This is a genomic window from Shewanella sp. ZOR0012 (genome assembly GCF_000798835.1).
GTDB lineage: Bacteria > Pseudomonadota > Gammaproteobacteria > Enterobacterales > Shewanellaceae > Shewanella > Shewanella xiamenensis.
In genome coordinates this window covers 2,836,083-2,862,474 of record NZ_JTLE01000094.1, presented here as the reverse complement: position 1 = coordinate 2,862,474, position 26,392 = coordinate 2,836,083, and the positions used below count along the sequence as shown (strand labels likewise).

At 45.8% G+C, this 26,392-nt stretch carries 23 protein-coding genes; 16 read left to right on the top strand and 7 right to left on the bottom strand.

Translation table 11 applies throughout. The features are described from left to right. The 11 genes from L976_RS14250 to panP all read left to right on the top strand — a co-directional run. Positions 1–641: multiheme c-type cytochrome (locus L976_RS14250; protein ID WP_443018548.1), on the top strand; the 641-nt coding region annotated here is incomplete at its 5' end. A 329-nt stretch (positions 642–970) separates the two neighbouring features. Further along, complete coding sequence (locus L976_RS14245; RefSeq protein ID WP_047537715.1) at positions 971–2,941, top strand: OmcA/MtrC family decaheme c-type cytochrome; 1,971 nt, start codon at positions 971–973, stop codon at positions 2,939–2,941. 68 nt (positions 2,942–3,009) lie between these two features. Then, the gene (mtrA, locus tag L976_RS14240; RefSeq protein ID WP_037417148.1) at positions 3,010–4,011 is read left to right on the top strand and encodes a decaheme c-type cytochrome MtrA; all 1,002 of its coding nucleotides are present in this window, start codon (positions 3,010–3,012) and stop codon (positions 4,009–4,011) included. Between the two features lie 12 nt (positions 4,012–4,023). After that, positions 4,024–6,117 (top strand): MtrB/PioB family decaheme-associated outer membrane protein, encoded by a 2,094-nt coding sequence (locus tag L976_RS14235; RefSeq protein ID WP_047537712.1) that lies wholly within the window; start codon positions 4,024–4,026, stop codon positions 6,115–6,117. Positions 6,118–6,397: 280 nt separating this feature from the next. Further along, positions 6,398–7,012 carry a hypothetical protein gene (locus L976_RS14230; RefSeq protein WP_047537709.1) on the top strand — a complete coding sequence of 205 codons (615 nt, stop codon included), beginning with the start codon at positions 6,398–6,400 and terminating at the stop codon, positions 7,010–7,012. Between the two features lie 2 nt (positions 7,013–7,014). Further along, the gene (locus L976_RS14225) at positions 7,015–7,725 is read left to right on the top strand and encodes a uracil-DNA glycosylase family protein (protein WP_052184000.1); all 711 of its coding nucleotides are present in this window, start codon (positions 7,015–7,017) and stop codon (positions 7,723–7,725) included. 18 nt (positions 7,726–7,743) lie between these two features. Further along, complete coding sequence (locus L976_RS14220; RefSeq protein WP_047537708.1) at positions 7,744–8,976, top strand: sugar diacid recognition domain-containing protein; 1,233 nt, start codon at positions 7,744–7,746, stop codon at positions 8,974–8,976. Positions 8,977–9,229: 253 nt separating this feature from the next. Continuing rightward, positions 9,230–10,222 (top strand): catalase family peroxidase, encoded by a 993-nt coding sequence (locus L976_RS14215; protein WP_047537705.1) that lies wholly within the window; start codon positions 9,230–9,232, stop codon positions 10,220–10,222. 301 nt (positions 10,223–10,523) lie between these two features. Continuing rightward, positions 10,524–11,882 carry a GntP family permease gene (locus L976_RS14210; protein ID WP_047537703.1) on the top strand — a complete coding sequence of 453 codons (1,359 nt, stop codon included), beginning with the start codon at positions 10,524–10,526 and terminating at the stop codon, positions 11,880–11,882. Between the two features lie 58 nt (positions 11,883–11,940). Further along, positions 11,941–13,086, top strand: coding sequence for a glycerate kinase (locus tag L976_RS14205; RefSeq protein ID WP_047537700.1), 1,146 nt, complete (start codon positions 11,941–11,943; stop codon positions 13,084–13,086). A 253-nt stretch (positions 13,087–13,339) separates the two neighbouring features. Continuing rightward, a complete protein-coding gene (panP, locus tag L976_RS14200; protein WP_047537697.1) occupies positions 13,340–14,989 on the top strand; it encodes a pyridoxal-dependent aspartate 1-decarboxylase PanP in 1,650 nt (549 codons plus the stop codon). Between the two features lie 583 nt (positions 14,990–15,572). On the opposite strand, the gene L976_RS14195 is transcribed toward panP, so the two are convergent. Next, positions 15,573–16,562, bottom strand: coding sequence for a hypothetical protein (locus L976_RS14195; RefSeq protein WP_156143188.1), 990 nt, complete (start codon positions 16,560–16,562; stop codon positions 15,573–15,575). Between the two features lie 841 nt (positions 16,563–17,403). Here L976_RS14195 and L976_RS14185 point away from each other — a divergent pair. The 5 genes from L976_RS14185 (at position 17,404) to L976_RS14165 (ending at position 20,853) form a co-directional block, all read left to right on the top strand. Beyond that, positions 17,404–17,868, top strand: a complete 465-nt coding sequence (locus L976_RS14185; protein WP_011623275.1) for a hypothetical protein — start codon at positions 17,404–17,406, stop codon at positions 17,866–17,868. Between the two features lie 63 nt (positions 17,869–17,931). Further along, complete coding sequence (locus L976_RS14180; protein ID WP_047537687.1) at positions 17,932–18,306, top strand: hypothetical protein; 375 nt, start codon at positions 17,932–17,934, stop codon at positions 18,304–18,306. Between the two features lie 142 nt (positions 18,307–18,448). Then, positions 18,449–19,216: an SDR family oxidoreductase gene (locus L976_RS14175; protein WP_047537685.1), complete on the top strand. Its 768-nt coding sequence runs from the start codon at positions 18,449–18,451 to the stop codon at positions 19,214–19,216. Between the two features lie 13 nt (positions 19,217–19,229). Further along, a complete protein-coding gene (locus L976_RS14170) occupies positions 19,230–20,123 on the top strand; it encodes a bifunctional transcriptional activator/DNA repair enzyme AdaA (RefSeq protein ID WP_047537682.1) in 894 nt (297 codons plus the stop codon). A gap of 76 nt (positions 20,124–20,199) precedes the next feature. Next, positions 20,200–20,853 (top strand): Vat family streptogramin A O-acetyltransferase, encoded by a 654-nt coding sequence (locus L976_RS14165; protein WP_047537679.1) that lies wholly within the window; start codon positions 20,200–20,202, stop codon positions 20,851–20,853. Between the two features lie 201 nt (positions 20,854–21,054). On the opposite strand, the gene L976_RS14160 is transcribed toward L976_RS14165, so the two are convergent. From L976_RS14160 to L976_RS23320, 6 genes are all read right to left on the bottom strand, one after another. Then, the gene (locus L976_RS14160) at positions 21,055–21,390 is read right to left on the bottom strand and encodes a hypothetical protein (protein WP_037417103.1); all 336 of its coding nucleotides are present in this window, start codon (positions 21,388–21,390) and stop codon (positions 21,055–21,057) included. Positions 21,391–21,885: 495 nt separating this feature from the next. Next, positions 21,886–22,809, bottom strand: a complete 924-nt coding sequence (locus L976_RS14155; RefSeq protein WP_047537678.1) for a hypothetical protein — start codon at positions 22,807–22,809, stop codon at positions 21,886–21,888. A 391-nt stretch (positions 22,810–23,200) separates the two neighbouring features. Then, on the bottom strand, positions 23,201–23,878 hold the full coding sequence (locus tag L976_RS14150) for a helix-turn-helix transcriptional regulator (protein ID WP_047537676.1): 678 nt from the start codon (positions 23,876–23,878) through the stop codon (positions 23,201–23,203). 110 nt (positions 23,879–23,988) lie between these two features. Further along, positions 23,989–24,438, bottom strand: coding sequence for a GyrI-like domain-containing protein (locus L976_RS14145; RefSeq protein ID WP_047537675.1), 450 nt, complete (start codon positions 24,436–24,438; stop codon positions 23,989–23,991). A gap of 169 nt (positions 24,439–24,607) precedes the next feature. Beyond that, a complete protein-coding gene (locus tag L976_RS14140) occupies positions 24,608–24,991 on the bottom strand; it encodes a VOC family protein (RefSeq protein WP_047537673.1) in 384 nt (127 codons plus the stop codon). Between the two features lie 154 nt (positions 24,992–25,145). Continuing rightward, positions 25,146–26,392, bottom strand: a 1,247-nt coding sequence (locus L976_RS23320; RefSeq protein WP_047540533.1) for a phospho-sugar mutase, incomplete at its 5' end; no start/stop codon positions are given.

Below are 26,392 nucleotides of genomic sequence, written 5' to 3'. Positions count from 1 at the left end.
ATTGCTCTACACCCAATGTACGTAAAGTTATGATCAAAGAAGCTCCATTCCATTTTGTTTGGAACGGAACAGCTGCTGACCAAAGTGCTAAACCAGGTGTACGCCGTGAAATCATTGACCCAGCTAAGTGTCAAGGTTGTCATAATCAAGTAATCCACCATTATGACAATGGCGTCAACTGCCAAACTTGTCATACATCGGACAAAACCCTGAAAAATGATGCGGCCTATCCAGGCGGTAAGATACCAACCAGCTTTGCTTGGAAAGCGCACGAGCGTGAAGGACATTATCTGAAATATGCAGGCGTACAATCTGGTACTGTACTAAAAACCGATTGTGCAACATGTCATACTGCAGATAAATCAAACGTTGTAACAGGTATTGCTTTAGGCAGATCACCAGAACGTGCATGGCGCTTTGGTGATATTAACAACAACGGTGCAGAAATTTGGGTATCTTCCGATGCTGGTGCATGCTTAAGTTGTCACCAGAAATATCTGTCTGACGCTGCTAAATCGCACATCGAGACTAATGGCGGTATCTTAAATGGCTCAAGTGCAGCAGATGTTCAAACTCGTGCCTCTGAAAGCTGTGCGACTTGCCATACTCCATCACAATTGATGGAAGCTCACGGTAACTAAGTCGACGTTATTCTCTCAATAGAGAGCAAGAACAAAAAGAGAGAGGTATCCCCTCTCTCTTTTTTATTTTAGCTTCACAATCCGCCGTTTTTTTGATCTAAATTTGTTTTTCCCCTGTGGTTTAACTACCTCTTTAGAAATAGAAAGATCCAAGTCACACATTAGCAAAGGCTTAGAAGATTTTAGAGGCATGTTAGGTTAGCCTTTCCTTGGGGAATTCTATTTCCAGCATCCACTTAGGTTGCCTTCAAGACCAAAGCACAGACAAAGAATCTGTCGGGTGAAGAAGACAAGCACTTAAGTAATGCCAAACCTATGCAGGGAAAAAAATGATGAACGCAAAAAAATCAAAATTCGCACTGCTGCTTGCAGCAAGTGCCGTCACTATGGCCTTAACAGGCTGTGGTGGTAGCGATGGTAACGATGGTAAACCCGGTGAACCTGGTGGAGAGCCAGCTCCCGCTATTCAAAAGCTCAATTTTACATTCAACAAATCGGTTGTGACTAACGGTGTACCTAGTGTTGAATTCACTGTCACCAACGAAGACGATTTACCGGTCGTGGGTCTGCAAAAAATGCGTTTTGCAGCAGCTCAATTACTTCCTCAAGGCACTACAGGTGCCGGTAATGCCTCTCAGTGGCAATACTTTGGTGATGAAACCTGTGATCTCGCTTCAACTTGCCCAGGTACTTTTGTTGACAAGAAGAACGGCCACTACAGCTATACCTTCAAGATGAACTTAACTGCCAATGCTAAGATCACCTACAACGACCAGTTGGCTCAACGTGTGCTAATCCGCGCTTACAATACGCCACTACCAGATGGCACCTTAGTGCCTAACAGCAACGCTTTTGTAGACTTTACCGCTGACACAGGTGCCGAGCCTAGTTATAGCCGTAAAATCGTTGCCACTGAAAGCTGTAATACTTGTCACCAAGACTTAGCACAGGTTAAACATGGTGGTGCGTATTCAGATGTTAACTACTGCGCAACGTGCCACACCGCAGGCAAAGTGGGCGTAGGTAAAGAGTTTAATGCTCTAGTTCACGCCAAGCATAAAGACCTGACCTTAGGCTCATTAGAAAGCTGCCAAAGCTGTCACACTGAAAATGAAGCAACACCTGATTGGGGCAACTGGTCACGTATTCCAACTGCCGCAACCTGTGGAAGCTGTCATAGCACTGTGGATTTTGCTGCGGGTAAAGGCCACTCTCAACAACTCGATAACTCTAACTGTATCGCCTGCCATAACAGCACTTGGACAGCCGAGTTACATACAGCTAAAACCACCGCAACTAAGAACTTGATTAATAAGTACGGTATTGAGGCTAGCTCGACAATTAATACCGAAACTAAAGCAGCTACTATTAGTATTCAAGTTGTAGATGCAAGCGGTGCAGCGGTTGATATCAAAACCATCCTACCTAAAGTGCAACGTCTAGAGATCATCACCAACGTTGGCCCTAATAATGTGACCTTAGGTTATAGCGGCAAAGATTCAATCTTTGCAATCAAAAATGGAGCTCTTGATCCAAAAGCTACTATCAATGATGCTGGCAAACTGGTTTATACCACTACTAAAGACCTCAAACTTGGCCAAAACGGCGCAGACAGCGACACAGCATTTAGCTTTGTGGGTTGGTCAATGTGTTCTAGTGAAGGTAAATTTGTAGACTGTGCGGACTCAGCATTTGATGGTGTTGATGTAACAAAGTATACCGGCATGAAAGCGGATTTAGCCTTTGCAACTTTGTCAGGTAAAGCGCCAAGTACTCGCCACGTTGATTCAGTTAACATGACAGCCTGTGCCAATTGCCACTCTGCTGAGTTTCAAATTCACAAAGGCAAACAACATGCCGGTTTTGTGATGACAGAGCAGCTATCACATGCCAAAGACGCAAACGGTAAGCCTATCGTGGGTGTTGATGCTTGTGTTGCTTGTCACACACCAGATGGTACCTATGCAAACGGTGCTAACAAAGGTGGTTTCGAAATGAAACTACACGTGGTTCACGGTGAGCAAGGCGTGATCAAAGAATGTACTCAGTGCCACAACGACTTCAACTTAGATGCGTTTAAAGTGAAAGGTGCATTGGCTACTTCTGCAGGTAAATACACCACCCCAATCACAGCAACTTGTACTTCATGCCACGCGCCAGAATCTATTGGCCACGGCTTAGAAAATATGGGTGCGATTGTGAACGGTGATTATACTCAAGCCAACCAAGCGGCACAGTCAGAAACCTGTTTCTACTGCCATACCCCAACAGTTGCAGATCACACTCAAGTGAAAATGTAATTTGCCCAAGCAGGGGGAGTTCGCTCCCCCTTTCTTGAATTTTGTTGGGACAAATTGGGAAGCCTATTATGAAGAACAGTCACAAAATGAAAAATCTACTGCCGGCATTTGTCATTACAATGGCAATGTCAGCAGTTATGTCTTTATGCATCACACCAAACGCTTACGCGTCGAAGTGGGATGAAAAAATGACCCCTGAGCAAGTCGAAGCGACCTTGGATAAGAAGTTTGCCGAAGGCAACTACTCCCCTAAAGGTGCAGACTCTTGCATCATGTGCCATAAAAAATCTGAAAAAGTGATGGACCTTTTCAAAGGTGTCCACGGCGCGATTGATTCGTCAAAAAGCCCCATGGCTGGCCTGCAATGTGAGGCGTGCCACGGCCCAATGGGTCAGCACAACAAAGGCGGCAACGAGCCGATGATCACTTTTGGTAAGCAATCAACCTTAAGTGCCGATAAGCAAAACAGCGTATGTATGAGCTGTCACCAAGATGATAAACGTATGTCTTGGAATGGCGGTCACCATGACAACGCCGATGTTGCTTGTGCTTCTTGTCACCAAGTACACGTAGCTAAAGATCCTGTGTTATCTAAAAACACTGAGATGGAAGTCTGTACTAGCTGCCACACTAAGCAAAAAGCGGATATGAATAAACGCTCAAGTCATCCACTCAAATGGGCCCAAATGACCTGTAGCGACTGCCACAATCCCCATGGGAGCATGACAGATTCCGATCTTAACAAGCCTAGTGTTAATGATACCTGTTATTCCTGTCATGCCGAGAAACGCGGCCCAAAACTTTGGGAGCATGCACCCGTCACTGAGAATTGTGTCACTTGCCACAATCCTCACGGTAGTGTGAATGATGCCATGCTGAAAACCCGCGCGCCGCAGCTGTGTCAGCAATGTCATGCTAGCGATGGTCACGCCAGCAATGCTTACTTAGGTAACACTGGTTTAGGTTCTAATGTCGGTGACAATGCCTTTACGGGTGGAAGAAGCTGCTTAAATTGCCATAGTCAGGTCCATGGTTCTAACCATCCATCTGGCAAGCTATTACAGCGCTAAGGAGACGAGAAAATGAAATTTAAACTCAATTTGATCACTCTAGCGTTATTAGCCAACACTGGCTTTGCCGTAGCCGCTGATGGTTATGGTCTTGCTAATGCCAATACTGATAAAGTGAAATTATCCGCATGGAGCTGCAAAGGCTGCGTGGTTGAAACCGGCACATCTGGCACTGTGGGTGTCGGTGTCGGTTATAACAGTGAAGAGGATATTCGCTCCGCCAATGCCTTTGGGACATCCAATGAAGTTGCGGGCAAATTTGATGCCGATTTAAGCTTTAAAGGTGAAAAAGGTTACCGTGCCAGTGTTGAAGCTTATCAACTCGGTATGGATGGCGGTCGTTTAGATGTGAATGCGGGCAAACAAGGCCAGTACAACGTCAATGTAAACTATCGCCAAATTGCAACCTACGACAGCAATAGCGCCCTATCGCCCTACGCGGGTATTGGTGGCAATAACCTGACGTTACCGGATAACTGGGTAACTGCTGGTTCAAGCAGCCAAATGCCATTGTTGATGGATAGCCTCAATGCCCTCGAATTATCACTTAAACGTGAACGCACGGGATTGGGATTTGAATATCAAGGCGAATCCCTGTGGAGCACCTATGTTAACTACATGCGTGAAGAAAAAACTGGCTTAAAACAAGCCTCTGGTAGCTTCTTCAACCAATCGATGATGTTAGCAGAGCCAGTGGATTACACTACTGACACCATTGAAGCGGGTGTCAAACTCAAGGGTGATCGTTGGTTCACAGCGCTCAGTTACAATGGGTCTATATTCAAAAACGAATACAACCAATTGGACTTTGATAGTGCATTCAATCCTACCTTTGGTGCCCAAACCCAAGGTACGTTGGCGCTTGATCCCGATAATCAGGCACACACAGTGTCATTGATGGGACAGTACAACGATGGCAGTAACGCCCTATCGGGTCGTATTCTTACTGGACAAATGAGCCAAGATCAGGCGTTAGTAACGGATAACTATCGTTATTCCAGCCAGCTAACAAGTGATGCGGTTGATGCAAAAGTCGATCTATTGGGCATGAACCTTAAAGTCGTTAGCAAAGTCAGCAAAGATCTTCGCTTGACAGGTAGTTACGATTATTACGACCGTGACAATAATACCCAAGTTGAAGAATGGACCCAGATCAGCATCAACAATGTCAACGGTAAGGTGGCTTATAACACGCCTTATGATAATCGTACGCAACGCTTTAAAGTCGCGGCAGATTATCGTATTACCCGCGATATTAAACTTGATGGTGGTTATGACTTCAAACGTGACCAACGTGATTATCAAGACCGTGAAACCACGGATGAAAATACCGTTTGGGCTCGTTTACGCGTCAATAGCTTCGATATGTGGGACATGTGGGTAAAAGGCAGTTACGGAAAACGTGACGGCTCACAATACCAAGCATCTGAATGGACTTCTTCTGAAACCAACAGCCTGTTACGTAAGTACAATCTGGCTGACCGTGACAGAACCCAAGTCGAAGCGCGCATCACCCATTCGCCGCTTGAAAGCCTGACCATCGATGTTGGTGCCCGTTACGCGCTCGATGATTATACCGATACTGTGATTGGCTTAACTGAGTCAAAAGACACCAGTTATGATGCCAATATCAGCTATATGATCACCGCTGACTTACTGGCAACCGCCTTCTACAACTACCAAATCATTGAGTCTGAACAGGCGGGTAGCAACAATTACAGCACCCCAACATGGACTGGCTTTATTGAAGACAAAGTAGATGTGGTCGGTGCAGGTATTAGCTACAACAACCTGCTGGAGAACAAGTTACGCCTAGGACTGGATTACACCTATTCCAACTCCGACAGTAACACTCAAGTCAGACAAGGTATCACTGGCGACTATGGCGATTATTTTGCCAAAGTACATAACATTAACTTATATGCTCAATATCAAGCCACCGAAAAACTCGCGCTGCGCTTCGATTACAAAGTTGAGAACTATAAGGACAATGACGCCGCAAATGATATCGCCGTTGATGGCATTTGGAACGTCGTAGGTTTTGGTACTAACAACCATGACTACACCGCACAAATGCTAATGCTGAGCATGAGCTACAAGCTCTAATCTGCGTTTATTGATGGTCAAAAGCCCGCTCTGCGGGCTTTTTTATGAGAGCGTGTTGACGTTTCGAGAGTAAATATTATTCGTTCTGGCAAGCTCGTGCTCGCGAAACTATACAAAAACTCACCGCACTTTTGTTACAACATCTCGCTATTCCAACCCACAAAATCTTGAATAAGATCAGAATCTGGGGCAAAACTCGCACTCAAAATAAGGTATTCCTTGAGTTTACAAGCACTTTAGCGGATGTTAATTCAGCCCGTTAATTTTCAGTGGATATCAGATGTCGTCCTTCACTTGTTCTTTTTGGCGTTTATCGCCTGTATCCGCCTTGATAGGCTTAAGTTTGTTCTCTACCCCGGCCATGGCATTTGATTCCAGCGGTGGCACAGCAAGCTTATTTATCATCGTCGGTCTGGGTGGATTTACCCTGATCAATAGCTTAATGCAAGGACTGTTCTTTTTTGCGGGTCAGTATCGTAATCCCATCTTTGCCAAACGCCACGTACTAACCGCACTGATAGTACCACTGCTCGCTTTTACCTTTACCCTTTATGAACACCGCACTTGGAGCGACTTTGCACTCAATCTTGGGATGATCATTGTAGGCGTTGGGCTGATTTTATTGCCGCTGCAGTTACGCCAACTTAATCAGCCCAGCAATCAACATGCGGGCTGGCTACTGAGTCTTGGCGCCTTATTGATTCTCGGCATCAGTTATCTACTGCCGCCCTGCGCTCTATTTGCCATCATCTTGGCCCATATTGCTTTAGCCTCTCATGCCAAAACTCCCACTAAATCCTTGGGTGCTAAGCAATTGAGTTATCTTGTATTAGCCGCCTCATATGCACTCTTTGGTTATTGGCTCTATCATCTATTGAGCAAACTAGGGGCTTAACGATGACAACCGCCCCACACCCAAGTATCGAGCCCGCTTGCTCAACCGAACTCAATTTACTGCTCAAGCAAATTCGCGCCTGCCAACTGTGTCAGGCCGAGCTTCCACTGCCAGCAAAACCTATCTTGCAAGCCAGTAGCCAAGCACGGATCTTAATTGCGGGCCAAGCCCCCGGTGTAAAAACTCACCACAAGGGCATTCCCTTCGATGATGCCAGTGGCGAGCGTCTGCGCACTTGGCTTAATGTCAGCAGAGAACAATTCTATGATCCCGCCCTGTTCGCCATAGTACCGATGGGGTTTTGTTTTCCGGGAACCATTGAACGAAACGGTAAAAAGCAAGGTGATAAGCCGCCGCGCCCAGAGTGCGCCACGACTTGGCATGAAAAGTTATTAGCCTTGATGCCACAGGTAGAGTTAGTGCTCGTCCTTGGCCAATATGCAATTGATTACCATCTGCCACGTGTTAAGGCTCGTCTTAGTACAGCATGCAGGGAGTTAACCTCACCGGACTTAACGTTATCGACACCATTGTCGCCCCCAAAAGTCACAGTAACCCAAGCGATTGAGCAATGGTCCTTGTATTGGCCGCAATTGATGGTCATGCCCCACCCTAGCCCTCGAAACAACCTTTGGCTAAAACAGCATCCCGAATTTGAACGAGTGCTTATACCTAAGATAAGATCACGTATCGCGGCATTATTAAATGCTTAATTGAAATAGGCACAGACCATGTATCTGCTCGATTCCGCCATAGCCAAAAAAATTGTCAGTCGTACGATGAAAATCATCGGACACAATATCAATGTGATGAATGGTCAGGGGGTGATTTTAGGATCAGGCGATCCCAAACGAATGGGTTCAGTCCACGAAGGCGCATTATTAGCCATAGCGCAAAATCGCAATGTGGAATTGAGCGAAGAAGTCGCCTCCGGTCTTCATGGCGTAAAACCCGGCATCAACTTACCTTTGCATTACCAAGGGCAAATTATTGGTGTGATTGGCATTACTGGCGACCCGGCAGAACTAACCCACTACGGCGAGCTGCTAAAAATGACCGCCGAGATGATTGTCGAGCAAGCCAATCAACAGGATAAATTGCAATGGGAAAACCGCCAGCGTGAAGAATTTATTCTGCAACTTATCAAGGCACAAACCGATGACGATGAGCAATTGCATCGCTGGGCCAAGCAGCTCGATATTGATATCACGCTACCACGAGTGGCCGCCATTATTGAAGTGAGTGAAAAACAACCCTCCGCCATCTACAAAATGATATCGCAGGTAAACACATCAACAGATAACGAGCTAAGCGGTGGTGATGAGCGCAATCCCAGAGTCAGCGAAACCCTCAAGCAAGTATTGCATCTACTGCAAAATCCCGACCGCGGCAACCTAATTGCTATGACCTCCATGTCACAGCTGGTGATCCTAAAACCCGCTTTTCTAGATGGAAAACAATGGGATCCCGAGCTTGAAAACCAACGTATTGATAAGTTATTGCAACGATTACCTGCGCAGATGGACTTAAATTTTAAAATTGCCTTGGGACACTTTTTTCCCGTAAAAGGTGGGATTGCACGCTCCTATCAAACCGCGCAAGAAACGTTGAGCTTAGGTAAACAGCTCAACCCTGAAGGCACAAAATACCTATTTGAGGATTATTCCTTACAAGTGCTGCTCTCAGGACTCAAGCATGACTGGCGCGGCCAAGCGCTAGCAAGTCCCTATCAGCAACTAACGCAGGCCGATAAAAATGGCCAATTACGTAAAACTTTAGCCGCCTACATCACCCACTTTGGTGATGCGCAGCAATGCGCCAATGCCCTGTTTATCCACCGTAATACCTTAAGATATCGTCTAGATAAAATTCAGCAATTAACCAAAACTGATATTCAATCCTTACACGGCTTATTAAGTCTGTATCTGGGACAACTGCTTGATACTTCTGCAAGCCCAAAGTAGCGGCCTCTGTTTAACCAGACGCTCCTTTAGCCACCGAATTCAACGACTGAGTATTTAACTCTCGTGGCTTAAGCAATCAATGGATATCGCAATCATGTCTCAAGCTAACCTCATTTACTGCACTATTACTACACTATTGAGTAAGCAATACATTCGGTGAAAGATTTATACCGTATCTCCTGTCCTATATCTCTGGATAACTCTCTCGCGTCGACATTTCGAACGCTCGTTACAGTCCATTGAAGGAATGACAATGACCCTATTCAAACTGACTTTACTTGCCAAAGCCTGCATCATCACAGGCTTAGCACTAACTTCACCCACATTAATCGCCGCTGAAAAAACCATTCCCGAACTGGTTGATGCAGTCAATGGCACGCCGGATGCGGCGAGTCGCGAAGCCGGCAAAAAAGTGAAACTGCGTAATCACACTAAAGGATTTTGTACTTCGGGCTATTTTGCGCCCAACCCAGAGTTACAAGATTCACTATCAATTCCGTTCTTTAATCAAAGCCAAATTAAGGTTACTGCTCGTTTTTCCCTTGGTGGCACCAATCCTCAAATCTCCGACAAAACCCCTGGGCGCTTTATGTCACTCAAAATTGATGGCGATAAAGAAAACCTGAACTTTGTCACCACCAATGTGCCAGTGTTCTTTGCTAGTAATCTGGATGATTTTTTTACCTTTCAGACCAAAGTGAAACAAGGCGCCGAAGGTAAACAATGGCTTATCGATAATAAGCCCGACGCCAAAGCCTTTTTCGACTATGTAAAACAACTGCCACCCAGCCCCAGCTTTGCCAATAGTCGCTACTTTGGCGTAAACAGCTTTTTGTTTACCGACAAGCAAAATAACAGCGTTGCGGGTAAATGGATTTTTGAACCCGTAGCCGGTACAGCAGCCCTTTCTGCCAGCGAACTGGCTAATCTGGGTGATGATTTTTTAAAGGCAGAATTACTCCAGCGTATAAACACCCAGCCAGCACAATGGAACCTCTATATTCAACTGGCTGAATCGGGTGATGACATTAATAATCCAACGGTGATTTGGCCTGAGACTCGTAAGCGATTACTGGTCGGCCAAGTGGTGATTAACGGGGACCGCGATAGCGACTCCCAAGTGCAACAGTGTGATAAAGGCATTTTTAACCCACTGTTATTACCTAAGGGCATTGCCCCCTCAGCCGATCCGATACTTAATGCTAGAACGGCGGCTTATGTTGAGTCTTTTATTCGTCGTCAATAACTCAAGATATTAAACGCTACACTTTTAAGGTTGGTAAACCGCAGGTTTACCAACCCCTCGCAACAATATTTCTGCTATTACATTCGAAGTCACACGCATTATTTTGTGCACACGCACAAAATAATGGACTGTTTATGCCGTAATTCCGTCAGTTTAACCAAAGCTATTCAATTCGCAGTATTCAATAATAGGCTGACCTTAAAGCAGCCTTTATTTGAACTTAGGATCAGATAACCGCCGCGCCCTACAAAAACAGCCAGAACCACTTAAGAACTTCAGCCAAGACTGAACGGGACAATCTATGAACTTAGTGCTCATCCTCATCGGCGTGATTGCATTTATTGTTATCGCGACCTCAAAATTTAAGCTCCATCCGTTTTTAACCTTAATTCTGGCCGCCTTTATTGGCGCCTTCGCCTATGGTTTACCGAGTGGCGATATTGCTAAAACCATCACCACTGGCTTTGGCAATATCCTCGGCTATATCGGTCTGGTGATCGTGCTCGGAACCATTATCGGCATCATCCTCGAAAAGAGTGGCGCCGCCATTACCATGGCAGATGTGGTGATTAAAGTGTTGGGTAAACGCTTCCCAACACTCACTATGTCGATTATCGGCTACTTAGTGTCGATTCCGGTGTTTTGTGACTCAGGCTTCGTGATCTTAAACTCGCTTAAACAATCCATGGCGAACCGCATGAAGGTTTCGAGCGTGTCCATGAGCGTGGCGTTAGCGACAGGTCTTTATGCTACTCACACCTTTGTACCGCCTACACCTGGCCCTATCGCCGCAGCAGGTAACTTAGGTTTAGAGTCCAACTTGGGCCTAGTGATTGGTGTTGGTTTATTTGTTGCCGCCGTTGCCGCACTTGCGGGCATGCTATGGGCGAACCGCTTTGCAGGGGTTGAACCCGATGGCGAAGGCGCGGAAGAACTCAAAGCTCAAGCTGCTGATTTTGAAACCTTAAAACAAAGCTACGGCACACTCCCTAGCCCATTAAAGGCATTTGCACCGATTTTTGTGCCTATCCTCTTAATTTGTTTAGGTTCTATCGCTAACTTCCCGTCTGCACCACTGGGCAAAGAAGGCCTATTCAGCCTATTAGTCTTTCTTGGTCAACCCGTTAACGCCCTGCTTATCGGTCTATTCCTGTCACTGCTGTTACTGAAAAGCGATAACAAGATTGCCGAGTTTAGCGAGCGTATTAGCCAAGGTTTAGTCGCCGCAGCACCGATTATTTTGATCACCGGTGCCGGTGGAGCCTTCGGCGCCGTGTTAAAAGCCACACCTATTGGTGACTTTTTAGGCAGCTCATTATCAGCACTCGGCGTTGGGATTTTCATGCCCTTTATCGTCGCCGCAGCATTAAAATCGGCTCAAGGTTCATCCACCGTTGCCTTAGTGGCAACCTCAGCCTTAGTCGCCCCAATGCTGGGCGATATCGGTCTTGGCAGCGAAATGGGCCGCGTGTTAACCGTAATGGCAATTGGTGCCGGCGCCATGACAGTCTCCCACGCTAACGACAGCTTCTTCTGGGTGGTGACTCAATTTAGCCGCATGAGCGTCAAACAAGCCTATAAAGCCCAAACCATGGCGACCCTTATCCAAGGTGTCACCTCCATGCTGGCCGTGTATGTACTAAGCTTAGTGCTGCTCTAAGCCGCTGTTATCTTGTCCTTGGACGCAACCAAGCGCCCAAAAAGCTGTAGGATTTTGAATGAAGATAGTTATTGCCCCCGATTCCTTTAAAGAGAGCTTAAGCGCACTCGATGTGGCTAACGCAATCGAACAAGGCTTAACACAAGTGATCCCAGACTGTGAGATTGTCAAAATCCCCGTTGCCGATGGCGGCGAAGGCACAGTGCAATCGATGGTCGATGCCACTGGCGGCAGCATTGTCAATTTAGAGGTCATGGGGCCACTCGGCCATAAAGTCAAAGCCCATTACGGCATTTTAGGCCAGCAAACCAAAGGCACGATTGCGGTGATTGAAATGGCCTCCGCCTCGGGTTTGCACCATGTACCAAGGGATCAGCGTAACCCGCTGATCACCACCAGTTATGGTACGGGCGAGCTGATTTGTGATGCGCTCAATCGCGGGATAAAACACATTATTTTAGGCTTAGGCGGCAGCGCAACCAATGATGGCGGCGCAGGTATGGCCCAAGCGCTGGATATTTTACTACTGGATAAACAAGGTAAAACCTTAAGTGCGGGCGGCGCGGCGCTGTCTCAGCTTGCCAGTATCGATATAAGCCACGCTCACCCACTGCTGAAGGAATGTACCTTTGAAGTGGCCTGCGATGTTGATAATCCCCTGTGCGGTGAGCGTGGTGCCTCGGCCATATTTGGCCCGCAAAAAGGCGCAACGCCAGAGATGGTGAGCATTTTAGACTCGGCCCTGAGTCACTATGCCGATGTGATCGCCCAAAGTGGTGTAACCGATCACCGCAACCAGGCTGGCGCGGGCGCGGCGGGTGGTATGGGGCTCGGCGTAATGGCCTTTTTAGGCGCAGAGCTTAAACCCGGTGTTGAGATTGTGATGCAAACAGTAGGACTGGCTGACAAAATTCGCGGCGCGGATCTTGTTATCACAGGCGAAGGCCGAATCGATGGCCAGACCATATTTGGCAAAACCCCGATGGGCGTCTTAAAGCAAGCGCAGCTGCAAAATATTCCGACTATCGGGATTGCGGGTTGCCTTGGCGACAATGCCAATGCCGTGCTCGAGCAAGGTATGGCGGCGATTTTCCCCATCATTCCACACTTAAGTCCGCTGGACGATGTGCTGGCGAATGCCAAAACCAATCTAATCAATACCGCCCGTAATATTGGCGCCGTCTTGATGCTGGGCAAGCGTTAACTTTACCTTAGCGTACAGACAATGTTTAGATAACCAACAACACACACCCAAGGCGCTATTTATAGCGCCTTTGTTTATTCTATAACCCAAGCACAGACTTAGGCGGTGTTTTATTGCTTGATGCCTAAAAGGCCTTGCAGTAAAGTGAGCTCCCTTTTTGGTAATCCGTAAACGGGTTTAAGCGCCATGTATTTGGTTATACTCTTAATCACCTTTGCGGTTTCACTATAAGAATTAATAGACGGCAAGCCCCATGACCCAAAAACTCCCTCGCCAAGCCATCGCATCTGAAGAAAGTCTAATGCGGATTTTCACTGTGCCCGAAGATGCGGAATCCACCTTAAGCATTATCGAGCAGAAGCTTTCCGAGGACTTAGCCGGTTTTTTGGGTGACAGCATTGCCGCACTGGAAAAGCCGCTTTCCGAAATCGAAACCGATTTTCAAGCCTTTGAAATTCCAAGCCAGCCGCGTTTTGTCTCCGACTACACCGACGAAATCATGCAAAACTTGGTGGCGCATTCGGTGCACACAGCGGCGCCCAGTTTTATCGGCCATATGACCTCGGCACTGCCCTATTTCGTGTTGCCACTGTCGAAGATGATGGTGGGGCTGAATCAAAACTTGGTCAAAATCGAAACCTCCAAAGCCTTTACCCCGCTTGAGCGCCAAGTGCTCGGCATGATGCACCATTTGATTTACGCTCAAAATGATGATTTTTATCGTAATTGGATGCACAGCGCCAACCATTCCCTCGGCGCATTTTGCTCAGGCGGCACTGTGGCTAACATCACCGCCCTGTGGATTGCCCGCAACCAATTACTCAAGGCCGATGGCGACTTTAAAGGCGTGACCCGCGAAGGCTTAATCAAGGCGCTGCGCCACTATGGCTTCGATGATTTAGCGATTCTGGTCTCCGAGCGCGGCCACTACTCCTTAGGTAAGGCCGTCGATCTGCTCGGTATCGGTCGCGACAATATCATCAGCATCCCAACCGATGGTAATAACAAAGTCGACGTTGCCAAAATGCACGAAGTCGCAGCCGAACTGGCGAATAAACGCATCAAAATCATGGCGATTGTTGGGGTGGCAGGCACCACCGAGACGGGCAATATCGACCCACTGCGAGAACTTGCCGCCTTAGCAAGTGAGCTAAACTGCCACTTCCATGTGGATGCGGCTTGGGGCGGCGCTAGCTTATTATCCAATAAATACCGTCACTTGCTCGATGGTATTGAACTCGCAGATTCAGTCACGATCGATGCCCATAAGCAAATGTATGTCCCCATGGGCGCGGGCATGGTGTTATTTAAAAACCCTGAGTTTGCCCATGCGATTGCCCACCACGCCGAATATATTCTGCGCCGAGGCTCTAAGGATTTAGGCAGCCAAACGCTTGAAGGCTCACGCCCCGGCATGGCGATGTTAGTGCATGCCTGTTTGCAGATTATTGGCCGCGATGGTTACGAAATCCTGATCAATAACAGCCTTGAAAAAGCGCGTTATTTTGCCGAGCAAATCGACGCACATCCAGACTTTGAGCTAGTCACCGCGCCAGAGCTGTGCCTGCTCACCTATCGTTATGTGCCAGCGAATGTGCAGGCGGCAATGCAAGTGGCGATTGAACAAGGCGATAGGACCAAACTCGCTCGCTTTAATGAGCTGCTCGATGGCCTGACCCAATTTATTCAAAAACACCAGCGCGAACAGGGTAAATCCTTTGTCTCGCGCACCCGCATTCAACCCGCACGCTACTTTAGACAACCCACAGTGGTGTTTCGCGTGGTATTAGCTAATCCCTTGACTAGCCATGAGATTCTAAATCAAGTGCTTATCGAGCAAGGCGAAATTGCCGCATTGGATAACGAGTTCTTACCTGCGCTATTAGCTATGGTCAATGAATAGCGAGTGAGTTGGCGTAAGCTTTAAATATCATTTAAATACAGCATGTTAATCAAAAATAGCCGCAAATATTTTGCGGCTGTTTTTGTTTGTAGAACTAGAATGGCGGAATGTTAGGTTAAGAATAGAAAGATGATCCAAGCACTTCTGAGCTAGTCACGGACACGCCGAATTCCATTGCTTCCGTGACACGCCGTGAAGCCATCCATGGCGGCTCTGCGATGATATCCATATCATCGAAGGTCACGTCCGCAATGGAATTCGGCTTAGCAAATTTCAGTGTAATCTGCGGCAACGTTTGAAAATGATGGGAGTTTAACTGTTGTGCGCATGTTTCACCCCTTAACCAATCAAATGGTGAACAGAAATAACGCGATTAGCGGCATAGATAACACCGACAGAAATCGTAAAAAAAGTTAAGCATGGTTTTCCCCCTTGGGATACGCAGCCTCACGGCAGACTATAAGCGCCTCACGGTGGGTTACGTGCCTACGCTTCACAGCGTTGGCTAAGTGCGCTTATAGGTATACGGGGATTTTAGGCGGGAGAAAAGCGTACTCGTTAACGGGTACGACTCTAATAACTGTTAAGCTAAGCCGCAGTTTACTGCAACTTCCTTGCCTTTGTCTGTTAAATTTATTGTTTTGGATGTTGGAAAAATTCTAATTAACCCATTGTCTTTTATCGAATTCATTGCTGCATCAACAGCAATCGCACTCCATTTATTAGCATCAACATACTTATAGATTTCACGCTCCATTATTGTACCATCCCCTCTTTCATTTGCGTTTTTAACTATCGTTGAAAAAATTTCAAATGAAAGCTGATTTTTGAAGTGCAATTTTTTGTACTTGATATGCTGCATTTTTATTTTGTCTTCTGAGTCTTGCATATCTCTATATGCGTTCAGAGTTGACCCAAGAGACTTAACATTATTTTTAAGTTCATCGTTTTCATTTTCAACTAACTTATATTTTTCTTCCAGTGTCTTAAAGTCGCTTTCCTTTTGTTGGATTAAATTATTAATCTCCAACATTTTATCTAGCAACTCTTTGTTTTTGACTCTGATATCACTTAAATCTGATAGTAATGTCTTTATGTCTGAATCGTTCTTTTCTATCTCTTTATTTTTTGAGTTAATAACTTCAATGTAATACTTATCTTTACCTAAAATTTCCTGCCTTAAAATCAAAGAGTCATCAAGAGTTAATAATTCGTTGTTTTCAATTTCATTCCTTTTTTTCTTTAAATCATCCTGAACTTCTAAATGATGTCTGTAAACAATCTTCGCAGGTATTGGATATATGTATATATAAGCCAATGCAGACAGAAAAGGAAAAGCAACTCCATTTGTTAACCAATAACCAAGAGGCTCATAAAAACTTGTTTGTAAAACTGTTGTACTGACTAAAATATCAATTGCATTGTATTTTTCATATGGCTTCATTGATGAGAATAAAACAATTAAAATTTTATAGTTCCATAAACACCAAGAAATTATAAAGCTACTCGATAACGGACTTGATACTCTGTCATATAGAGTAGCTTTAATGGAATTTGAAATTTGCTCAAGCATAAATAACTCAAAGTTGTTCTCATCTAACACAATGATAACGTCAACATCTTGTTTTTTGCTAGCATTTTTATGATGTTAGACTCACAAATTCAACATTTTTAGAACTTAATGAAACACCCGTTGTTAAATTGCTAAAAGTGGTTGTAAGTATCGAAGCTTAACGAGACACCCATTGTTAAATTTCTAAAAGTGGTTGTAAGCATTACTCGGTTTGCTTTGCATGACTTGCAAACAACACAAAAGCGGAAGGAGTTCACCTCCCCTCGGAGTTGCCGCAGGGCGAATAGACAAATTGCGTGAGTCTCGGCATGGTCGTTCGCGTGCATCCTTGCACTTCACAACATTCAGGCATCCTGCCTATCAGATGCAGAGCTAGCTTTCGCAGGTGCAGGGGCGAATGAAAATCGGTGATTTTCGCGCTTATGAGCGAGAGCTAGGGACTGCCGAACTGGGCGCTTTACATGGATGTAAAGCGCATCCTTCGGAAGCGATAGCAAATTTGTCAATGAGCACAAGGGGCTTTCAACTCCGTTGGGGGCGGCAAGGACTCTTGTTAAAAAGAGGCAAGAGGGAATTGCTGTTGATCCCCTCTTGGTCGGGTGTGGGGTGAAGCCCCACGACTTTGACTTTGCTTTTAAATAATTTAAAGAAGAATGATTCCACAACTGTTTAATAAGACACCCATTGTTAACTTCTTGAAATGCCTTAATTGTTGATAACAAACCATCTGCCATACCAACGGCTTAACGGCATTAGGCTGTGGGGTGAAACCCCATGACCTCGCTGTTGGTTTTTACACCACGACAGAGTAATCTAGCCAAAATCAACAATGGGGTGTTCTATGGACAGAAAATCATTATTGCTAGTGACACTTATCCTGCCTTTTTCGGCCAATGCCGCCGTATACCAATGTGCCGATGGAAAATATCAGGCCGATCCCTGTGATGAAAATAGCCAACCCGTAGATCTCAGCGGCGTCGGTAGCGTCGTTAAAGGCCCTGATATTGCCCATGCAAACGCTGTTACTCACTCGGATAAAAAACAAGAAATAACCGATTTTATTGATAAACAACGCATTAGCCGTGAAATCACTAAACTAGAGAACGACCGAAAACTCATTATCGACCAAAGGGATAAACGTATTGTCGAGCTGAGAAACGATAGAAGTTACGCCAATAACAATCTTGCGGGTGCGACTTGGGAGCAAAGCTTGGCACAAGAAATGTCGGCGGTGGCGCAGCAAGCTGATACACAGGTTGCGTCTATCGATAGGCAAATAGAACAATTACGACTCAAGTTAAAGTAGATAAAGCGCAGCCACTCACGCTTTCCCATGCCAAATAGATAAGAACCAATACAAGGAATGACGATGTATTTTATTGCGGCTTTTGGCCTATTGATGCTGTTTTTTAGCCTTGTAATGGTCTTTAAGCCTGCGGCTTTCGCTAACGGTATCATTGCATTTAGCGAGCAGCCCTACTTCCATATTGCTGAAGTGGTTAGCCGAATTATTGCGGGTTTGATTTTTATCCAATATTGCGCCGATACCCGATTTCCACAGATCTTTTTGGCGATAGGCATTGTCTTACTCTGTGTGGGAATAGGCTTGGCATGCACGCCGCCGAGTAAACATCGTAAATTTGCCCTATGGTCAGCCCAAGCGTTTAAGAATCAATTTCGCTTAATCGGTGTTGTTTCCGTCCCGCTGTCTTTGCTACTGATTTATGCCGCTGGCGTTGCCTAAAACTCAGTAATAATCCACCCAACTTTCACGACGTTAGCAACCAAGTGTAAAAGCGCAAGATTCGGGTCGAGTTGCATCCCCTAACCCTTCACTATGTTTCTATCGGCGCATATTGGCCGAGGCAATCAATGGAGACATATCTATGGCAGTGTTACAGGGAAAGGTCGCAATCATTACTGGGGCAAGTTCGGGGATTGGCTATGCCACCGCAAAACTTTTTGCCCGTGAAGGCGCAAAACTGGTACTGGGGGCGCGTCGCGGCGCCATATTGGCCTCATTGGTGGATGAGATCATCACTCAAGGCGGTGAAGCGGTTTATCTGGCGGGCGATGTGACCGACGAGGTGTATGCCAGTGATTTAGTGGCACTTGCCGTTGAGCAGTATGGTGGATTGGATATCGCCTTTAATAATGCCGGTATTAATGGTGAGTTAGGCGTAGATTCGGATGCGCTTAGCCGTGCCGAATGGGAAAACACCCTAACAACCAACCTTACCAGTGCATTTTTAGCGGCAAAATATCAATTACCACAAATGCTTAAACGTGGCGCAGGGTCGATTATTTTTACATCTTCCTTTGTTGGCTATACCATAGGCTTTCCGCAAACGGCGGCCTATGCGGCGAGTAAAGCGGGGATGATTGGCTTAACCCAATCCTTGGCCGTTGAATACGGCGCACGCGGCATTAGGGTCAATGCGCTATTACCAGGCGGCACAGATACCCCCATGGGGCGGGAGTTTGCTAATACTCCAGAGGCCATGGCCTTTGTGAAGAATCTTCATGCCCTCAAGCGCCTCGCAGATCCCGCGGAAATCGCCCAATCGGCGCTATATCTCGCCTCCGATGCGGCCAGTTTTACCACAGGGATAGCCTTATTGGTCGATGGTGGTGTGTCCATCTGTAAAACCTAGGGAATGGATAACGATGACCCAAGATTACGAGCGAATTGCGCGTGCCATTGACTTTATTCGTCAGCATGTGGGTCATCAACCCTCACTGGCGGAGATTGCGGCGCACGTCCATTTAAGTGAATTCCATTTCCAGCGGCTCTTTAGTCGCTGGGCTGGGATCACTCCCAAACGTTACTTGCAGGCCTTAACCCTTGAGCGGGCAAAACAGTTATTGCAGCAGCCGTCTCACTCGACCTTGAGTGCCAGTTATGAGCTAGGCCTGAGCAGTGGCTCGCGCTTATACGATCATTTTGTGCAACTCGAGGCGGTCACCCCCTTCGAATATCGACAAAAAGGCTTAGGGATCAGCATTGCCTATGGCTATCATTCCACGCCCTTTGGTTTGGCCTTTATCGCCCAAACGGCCCGGGGCATTTGCCAGTTTGATTTTGTCGATATGCAGCAAATTCAATCGCCATTGAAACGTTTAAAGCAAAGCTGGAGTCAGGCCACCATTTATGAGGACACAGCGCAAACAGCAAGCTTAATTGATCACCTCTTTAGCCAGTACTTTGCGGGCTCGAGTGCCGCAGAGGTTAATTTAACAGCACCTAATACTCAGGCTATACACCAAGGCGAGCCAGCCCCGTTATCACTCTGGGTAAAAGGCACTAATTTTCAACTTAACGTGTGGCGCGCCCTACTGAATTTACCTAAGGGAGAGGTCGCCTCCTACGGAGATATTGCCAAGGCCATTGGCAAGCCTAAGGCCTCACGCGCCGTCGGTACGGCGATTGGTGCCAATCCGGTGGCATTACTTATCCCTTGCCATCGAGTGCTACGCCAAAGTGGTGAACTTGGCGGCTATCGCTGGGGTGAAACCCGTAAACATGCCATATTGGCAAGGGAAGCGGCCTATTGTGAGTAAAACCATTAAACAGAGGTTTGACGGCTTTCATGCTCTTAACTGAATTCTTAGCCATTAAATAATAAGGGAGGCAAAGATGCCGACGCATTCCCCATCCCAACAGGGACCTAACCCGAATGACAAATCCCCCTTAAAAGGATTTCCTCAGGTGGGGTTTCTGAAGAACTTTATTAGCCGTGACACTATTATCGTCGGCGATTACACCTATTATGACGATCCGGCAGGGCCTGAGCGCTTCGAATCGAATGTACTTTATCACTTTGACTTTATTGGCGATAAACTGATTATTGGTAAATTTTGTGCCATTGCAAGGGACGTTAAGTTCATCATGAATGGCGCCAATCATTCAGTGTCTGGCTTTTCCACTTATCCCTTTTATATCTTCGGTAATGGCTGGGAGAAGGCAACACCTAAGCCAGAAGACTTTCCTTTTAAGGGCGATACCTGTGTCGGTCACGATGTTTGGATTGGTTATAATGCCACAATCATGCCTGGGGTGAAGATTGGCCATGGCGCGATTATCGCGAGCCAATCTGTCGTCACCAAAGATGTACCGCCCTATGCTGTTGTGGGTGGTAATCCTGCCACCATTATTAAGCTAAGATTCGAGCAAACTGTGATAGATAAGCTCGTTGCTATTGCATGGTGGGATTGGCCGATTGAGAAAATCACTCAGCACTTAAGTGCTATCGCTGGCGCAGAACTCACTAAGTTGCAGCTGGCAGATTAAGCAAGCGAGACCCACAAAACGAGTTACAAGTGAAAAGATGAAACCTTTGCAGATATCAAAGGAATGACTGTTGGCAGTATAGCTAGCGCTTAACTCCCGTGAACCCAATGATAAACAAGTAATCATTAATCATCCTGATTAGGATATTGGGCTAAAAAATGGACGCAAAATGATGCGTCCATTTGCAGTAATTTTAGGCGGTTAATTACGTTTAATTGGGGTCAAACCTTTATTACGACTCTCAATAGCATCGTCTAAGTCAAAGCCTGAATCGCGCCAATTTTTAGCTTCTTCTGGGGCAAATTTCTGTGCTCCCCACGCCATCGCATCCTTTAGATTAAATCCAGCCTTGTTCCAGTCAGACGCTTGCGCTGCATCAAATCCACTAAGATGCCACTTTTGAGCAACTTCAGAACTAAAACCTGCCGACTTCCAAGCAGATATTTCATCGGCGGACATTCCAGACCAATCTTTCGGCATAGAACTACAAGCAAACAACACCAAACACATCAATAAGCTAGAACTAATTTTCAACATAGCGCCTCCGCAGCGTTTTTCATTAATACGACTTACGATTACTGTTTAACCATCTTCATTAGCGATTGCCAATGATTGTAGTAACAACGATTCCCCCCTAAATATCGCTATTGATATCCCAACAGACACGACCAGGTTCACTGCTATTTAAGAGGATCGATTGGTTGCTCACCGACACATCACTGCAAATGCAGCGTCGAGGAGCTCAACAACTGTCTCGACATCTTACGTATCATTTCCTCTAGCAACTACTTCATAGTGCAAATCAGTGAAAATACAACAGAAATTAGCATAATGATGCTCCAACAAAACAGCAATAGCTAGCAATGAGGATAAAGAAAAAATTTTATCTACTATACAGTTAACAGTATTAATCTGGTTACAGAATCCAATCCTCTTTAAAGAAAGTAAACCATCAATAGCACACACAGATCAGCTAACAACTATTTAACTTTTTTGATAATGAAAAACTTAATATTCCCATTAAATATGGGATTAATGGTACTTCTCACATAACGTCGAAAAATCACTACTTGGTTCGAGCAAAAAGTCCTTACCAACAATTGATGTCATTTCTGCTTCAGTAGTGAGTGGGTTATTAATTTTAAAAACTCGTCTATGATTAATATTACTTTTTAACAAAAATTCGCAATGCCGCCGATAAAATAATTCATCAAACTTTCCATTAGCAATTATTCGTTTAAGTCCCTCTTGTATTCTTGTGGCTAAACGCGGCTGATTTGGTGCAACATAATAATAAGTTGCAAGTGGTATATGCAGTAAAATATTATCATCAACAACGAGATCGGGATACTGTTGTTTAAACTGTTCAACCTCTTGAAAAGCCTCATTAACACCTCGTCCGAAAGTAATAAATCTCCCCATAGATAACATATTAAACAAATTATCATATTGAATACTTTCAATAACGTTAAATCCAGCATTTTGCATGGCCGCTTTACTTGACCATTGGCTACCAGAACCGGTATCTAACGCTATTAACTGTGCCAATGTATTTATATTGGCCATAATGGGTAAATTTTGTTTCTTGATAATAAATACTCTAAAACCCTGAATACCTTTCCGGATTGGAATTTTTATTGGAATTAACTGTTCATCCCACTGAGAATTGGATGCTTCAGCAATAACGTTGACTGTTTTACCTTCTAATAATCCTCTAAAAATACGGTTACGACTCATGACAACATCAGAAATCTGTATTGTTCCAACACCAAAATCATTGTTTGTTGCTTCAATAATTAATGTCAACAGATCATAAGTATATTGGTATCTATGGTCATTATTTGATTCTGGAGGATTAATAATAAAAGTATCAACAGCATATGAGTTTGGTATATATGTCCATATTCCAATACAAAACAGCAAAGTGAACAGACTAAAACGCTGAAATGTCATCATATATGCTCATTACGCTATATCAAAGCTATCCTTCCCGCTAAATTTTAGCAGAAAGGATAGATCTCGTAGGTATGTACAGCACAACATTTATGCGTTTTGTGAGTCAAACCAAGCAAACATGCCCTTATAAGCCGTGCAGGGTAAAATATCCAAATACCACATTGTACATATATGCTAAACGCTGGATCTGCTGAGATGGCTTTTACGCCATTAAACATAAATTGAAAATCTATAACAACCTTATAAATCAAAGCGTTGAGTTAGTCAATATTGACTAAAACCATTGGGTTAGAACCATAGTTCCTTTGAATGGTTAACGATATAAACAATGCTTTCCTCACTCAATGAGGTATTCCATCGCTTTCTATCAACACCACCATCACCGCAAATGTTAAGACTGGCTTTCCATCAGGCAAATATAATCCTCTAACTCCTGTCCCGGCGTCGGTTCAAAATGGCAGTTAAGCCTTAATAATCCTGTGATACGATCGACCCGAAAGTTGCGAAAATCTTGGCGTAATTCGCACCAGGTCAGCAAGGTCCAAGTGCCGCGCCAAAAATAGATGGCGAGCGGCCGCACTTCGCGCTCTGTCAGGGTTTTATTCACATCTTGATAGAAGAGTTTGACGTACTCACGGCGCTGGGCCGCATTACGCAGCGGATCGAGAAACTGAAACTCGTTGGAATCTAAATAAAAATCCGGCGAGAACATCAAGGATTGATAGGCTTGCAAACGCTTAGGTAGTACGGCTTCCACTTTTATCATCGCCTGGCGCGCCGCACTGCCGAGCTCTTTGCCGCCCCATGTTTGCACCATGCGCATGCCGACTTGAATCGCCTCTAATTCGGCCTCGTTAAACATCAGTGGCGGCACATTCACTTCGTGGCGTAAGAGATAGCCCACGCCCGCCTCCCCTTCAATGGGAATGCCGCTCAAACACAAATCCTGCACATCGCGATAAACCGTGCGCGTCGAGACTTCTAAACGATCCGCCAGCTCTTGGGCGGTCGTCAGTCGTCGATGTTTAAGAATTTGCACTATTTGAAATAGGCGGTCGGCACGGCGCATGGACAGTAATCACACCTCAAATTGGCTTCGCTGCGAAAGTTTAGGGATCTTAACCGCTAAAGCTTACCCGCCCAAGCGATAGTGCATCTGCCTGCTTTTATCGTTTAAAACTATACAATCCCAATATAAATCTCGACTTTATCAGTACTTAGATAGACTTCAAAGTCCGTTTGGTAACCACGCTGGTGCGGACAATCAGGCGCACTAAAGTACTGCCAAATCTGTCCCCAAAGGTCAACCACGCAGTGGGGCATTTCCCCCTCGGCGCTAAACTTAAGGTAGTTTCCTTCTCGCAGCTGCAACGCAGTAAATGGGCCGGTCTCGCTGACAGACTCAACGCTTTTACCCACTAAAACCGAATAGTCTCCCGTCATATCGGATTCATAGTCGTAGTAAACCCCATACATGGGAGAATCGAGCATAGATGTCAGCTGTGAAGATTCAAAAAAAGCCTGCCATAGCGCTGCAATCTTGCCACCTTCGCCCGCCAGTTCTGCGCTATTGTTGGTGCGAGTGCCTAGCCCAAGCATAGGTTGAGCCGCCAAATAAACCAGTTCCATTGTCGTGTTCACTTTCACCATCACTTAAGGTTATTAATTAAGGCCTGTCATTTGATATCTATTGTTTTAGGTGCATAGCCAGACGCCGATAGCCAACAATATCTTATAAATATCAATGTAAAACAGAGAGCAAAAAGTCGTGCCAAAGCACGACTCCGCAAGGTTTCAATTACTGGTTTTGCGACCAGAGGCCGATCTTATTGCCTTCGCTATCCACGAACAGGGCGATATAGCCACAACCACCATCCTTGATAGGTGTCACAGGCAATAGCATAGTCACATTAGCGGCCACGAGTTTATCCACTAAAGGTTGCAATTGAGCGCTGAAATGCAAGTATACAGTGCTACCGTCCATCGACGGTTTGCTCATGCTGCATTTAACGAGGCCAATGCTTGGTGCGCCTTCATCCTCTGTTTCAATCGTGGCGTATTGCATGTCTTCCATATCATCACGCTTAAATTCAACCCCGAAATGTTGTTGATAAAAAGCGATGGCACGATCCATATCACTGACAGGAATTTCACCCCAAACTAACGGTGCAATTGATAACATTTTCACTTTCTCCTTGTTGAAAAATGCCAATGATTCATCACGTTATAAATGTGGATCACCAGCGGACGACAACAAGAATAAAACAAGGCTACTGACAGCATCATGTCAGTAGCCTTTGAGTGAAAGTGAATTTATTTAACGAAGGATAACAGGATTACTTAGGCAGGCTTGCCTGATGGGCTGAAATAAACGCCTCCATCGCCTTAGTCGCTCTCGCTTGCGCCGTGGCCAAGGTGTCTTGCGCCGTCATAGGCTCGACCACCTCGTAGTAACACTTGATTTTAGGCTCAGTGCCCGATGGCCGTACTATCACCCGCGCGCCATTGGCTAAGCGGTAAGTTAATACATCACTGGCGGGCAGATTGATTTTCTCAACCTTGCCATCGGCAAAGCGGCGCTCTAACGCCTTGAGATCATCGGTCGACACCACGGCATGTTCACCAATTGCCAGCGGCGGATGTTCACGCAGATAGGCGCCGATATTAGGAGTATCGGGTTTTAAGGCAATGCTAACTTGAGCATTGAGATGGAAACCCTGCTCGCGGTATATCTGCTCGAGTCTATCCCAAATAGTTTGCCCTTTGGCGGCAAGCTCGGCGGTTAATTGGGCGAAGGCGACTAAGGCCGACAGGCCGTCCTTATCCCACACCATGTTACCGACGGTGTAACCCAGCGCCTCTTCGTAGGCAAACAGAAATTGATTTTCAGGCTGACTCTGCGCAATCCCCACATTCATCAGCCACTTAAAACCGGTGAGCGTGGTATAGCTTTCAACACCAAAGCCTTTGGCGATTTTAGATAACAAACTAGAAGACACTATAGTCGTGCCCACCAGACGTTGATCCTTGCTCGCATGGCTTAACAGATAATGACCAAAGAGCACACCCACTTGGTCACCCGTTAGCATTTGATACTCGCCATCATCCTTACGTACTGCTACCGCAAATCTGTCGGCATCGGGATCATTGGCGCAGGCAAGCATGGCACCATGCTTTTTCGCTTCGGCAATGACTAAATCCATCGCACCCTTTTCTTCCGGATTCGGGAAATTAACCGTTGGGAAATCCCCATCGGGTTCGCGCTGCGCCGCCACCGAGTAGACTTGGGTAAAACCCGCATCCTTAAGCACAGTTTCAGCCATTTCAGCGCCCACACCATGCATAGCGGTATAGGCAAGGCTGACTTTTTCGGGCGCAGTGTGATTTTGCAGCACATTAGCGTGCATCACGCCGCGGCGATAGGTTTCGTAATAATCGTCATTAAGCCAAATCAATTTACCGTGCTTGATGGCATCAGCCTGATCCATAAACGGAATTGCTTGGGTTGCCGCCTGCTCAATCTTAGCGGCGATACCTGAGTCATGGGGCGGGATAATCTGCGCGCCGTTTTCCCAATACACTT